Below are 2839 nucleotides of genomic sequence, written 5' to 3' on the forward strand. Positions count from 1 at the left end.
GCGCCCGAGGCGATGAACAGGATATGGTCGGTGTTGACCGGACCGTATTTGGTCGAAACCGTGGTGCCTTCGATCAGCGGCAACAGATCGCGCTGCACGCCTTCCCGGCTCGGCCCACCGGTCACTCCGCCTTCCTTGGCGGCCACCTTGTCGATCTCGTCGATAAAGACGATGCCGTGATTTTCCACCAGCTCGATGGCCTCGGCATTGATCTTGTCCTGATCGAGCAGCTTGTCGGCCTCCTGATTGATGAGGATTTCGTAGCTGTCCTTGACCTTGACGCTGCGCTTCTGGGTCTTGCCGCCGAACGCCTTGCCGAACATGTCGGACAGGTTGATCATCCCCGCCCCGGCGCCCGGCATGCCGGGAATATCAAACATCGGCATGCCCGAAGTTGCGGGCACCTCGATCTCGATTTCCTTGTCATCCAGTTCGCCCTCCCGGAGTTTTTTCCGGAACAGCTGGCGAGTGGAGGAGTCGGAACTGCGTTGGCTGTCTTCACCGAAATCCCGGGGCGGCGGGATCAGTGCATCAAGGATGCGCTCTTCCGCCGCGTCCAATGCCCGTTCTTCGTGACGCTTCATTTCTGCTTCGCGCAGCATCTTGACGGCCATATCCGCCAGATCACGAATGATGGATTCCACGTCGCGGCCGACGTAGCCGACTTCGGTGAATTTGGTGGCCTCCACTTTCAGAAACGGGGCATCGGCCAATTTTGCGAGGCGCCGGGCAATCTCGGTTTTACCCACACCCGTGGGACCGATCATCAGGATGTTCTTGGGAGTGATCTCATCGCGCAGGCTGCTGTCCAGCTGCATCCGGCGCCAGCGATTTCTCAGGGCGATAGCCACCGCCCGCTTGGCTTCTTCCTGGCCCACGATGTGTTTGTTGAGCTCGTGGACAATCTCACGGGGAGTCATTGCAGACATGGTCGCTCCGGATCAGTCGTTTTTGGAGAGCACTTCAAGGGTGCGATTGTGGTTGGTGTAGATACAAATATCGGCGGCGATATCCAGACCTTTCTCGACTATCTCGTGGGCGGACAGGTCTGTGTTTTCCAGCAAGGCCCGGGCTGAAGCCTGGGCAAAGGGCCCGCCAGACCCGATGGCAATCAGGCCCTGTTCCGGCTCGATCACATCCCCGTTGCCGGTGATGATCAGCGAGGCGGTTTTGTCCGCTACAGCCAGCAAGGCCTCGAGCCGGCGCAGCGCACGGTCAGTTCGCCAGTCTTTCGCCAATTCCACCGCAGCCCTGGTGAGGTTGCCCTGGTGTTTTTCAAGCTGGGCTTCGAATCGCTCGAACAGGGTGAAGGCATCGGCGGTACCGCCCGCGAAGCCGGCGATCACCTGGCCGTTGTAGAGGCGGCGAACCTTCCGGGCATTGCCTTTCATTACGGTATTGCCGAGGGAAACCTGGCCGTCGCCACCCATGGCAACTTCGTCATCGCGCCTGACGGAAAGAATGGTAGTCATTTGGGCTCCAATTGCCTGATTGAAATTGGTATCCCGTTGTTATGGAGGCTTCTGGTGCGAATTCAAGGTGTTCGCACCCGGCCCGAAAGATCAGCCTTCCTTGGGGATCTTCCGGACCAGTGGCTGGATATTCAGGGAAACCAGTTTGTCGATGGCGGAGTTCATCTGGCTTCGGGAGGTGAAGGGGCCAACGTTGACGCGGTACCAGACCGAACCGTTGTCCAGGTCAATCCTCTGGGTACTTGCCCGCAAACCCTGGAAGGCAATCTGGGCCCGCTGTCGTTCGGCGTCCTCCTTGCTGCGGAAAGAGCCGGACTGAAGCAGATAATTGAAATCCGTTTGTGTCGGTCCGGGTGTGTATTCTTCGACTTTCGGCGGTACCACCTCGGATTCCGGCAGCATCTCGTAGAAGCGGAACCCGGGTTTTTCCTCTTCCTTCGCGGTCTCTGCGGGCGTCTTCGCAGGTTTCTGGGCCGGTTTCTCAGTGACTGCTGGCTGCTGCGAATGTGGACTCGTTGGCAAGGAGTTCAGGTAGACGATAAACCCGATAAAGCCGCCCACGGCCGCCAGGGACAGTATCCACTTGAGCGACAGGCCACCGTGCTGGGAGCGGGCACTGGCCGCCGGTTTCGGCCGGGCAGCCGTCGGCTTTGCCTGTTTCGCAGGCTTTTTGCGTGACGTAGCCGACGCTTTGGCGGGTCTGTCCTTACGGGCGTAGTCTCGGGACATTCGTCTTACATCTCTTCCGGTGCGCTGACGCCCAGCAGGTCCAGACCGTTGGCGATAACCTGCCTTATGGCAAGGTAGAGGCTGACCCTGGCGTCACGAACGGCGGTATCTTCAATCAATACCTTATGGGCGTTGTAATACGTATGGAACTGGCCCGCCAGGTCCCGCAGGTAGTGCGTGAGATGGTGCGGTTCACGTTGCACGGCGGAATTGGCAATGAGCTCCGGATACTTGGCCAGCTGGTTGGCCAGATCCTTTTCCTCGTCAAGCGTTAGCAGTGAGAGGTCGCCGATGCATTCGTTGCGGCCGCGCTCTGCACCTTCCTCGGCCAGTTTTCGAAGCACGCTGCAGATGCGCGCATGGGCATACTGCACGTAATAAACCGGGTTTTCATTGGTCTGGGAGCGAGCCAGATCGATATCGAAGGTCAACTGGGAATCCACCCGGCGCGCGGCCAGGAAGAAACGGGTCGCGTCGCGGCCAACCTCATCAATCAGGTCTCGGACGGTCACGTAGCTGCCGGCGCGTTTGGAGATTTTCACCTCCTGGCCGGAGCGGGTCACCATCACCATCTGGTGCAGCACGTAGTCTGGCCAGCCTTCCGGAATGCCGGCATTCAGTGCCTGCAAGCCGGCGCG

Annotated in this window: 4 protein-coding genes; all 4 read right to left on the reverse strand. The window is 59.4% G+C overall.

From position 1 onward, the window contains the following. Window positions 1–929, reverse strand: a 929-nt coding sequence (gene hslU / locus B2W52_RS05960; RefSeq protein WP_286801898.1) for an ATP-dependent protease ATPase subunit HslU, incomplete at its 3' end; no start/stop codon positions are given. A gap of 12 nt (window positions 930–941) precedes the next feature. Then, complete coding sequence (gene hslV, locus B2W52_RS05965) at window positions 942–1472, reverse strand: ATP-dependent protease subunit HslV (RefSeq protein ID WP_008170810.1); 531 nt, start codon at window positions 1470–1472, stop codon at window positions 942–944. A 90-nt stretch (window positions 1473–1562) separates the two neighbouring features. Then, window positions 1563–2201: an SPOR domain-containing protein gene (locus B2W52_RS05970; RefSeq protein WP_092032955.1), complete on the reverse strand. Its 639-nt coding sequence runs from the start codon at window positions 2199–2201 to the stop codon at window positions 1563–1565. 5 nt (window positions 2202–2206) lie between these two features. Continuing rightward, window positions 2207–2839, reverse strand: a 633-nt coding sequence (locus B2W52_RS05975) for a DALR anticodon-binding domain-containing protein (protein WP_286801902.1), incomplete at its 5' end; no start/stop codon positions are given.

The organism is Marinobacter sp. UBA2498 (genome assembly GCF_002341575.1).
GTDB lineage: Bacteria > Pseudomonadota > Gammaproteobacteria > Pseudomonadales > Oleiphilaceae > Marinobacter > Marinobacter manganoxydans.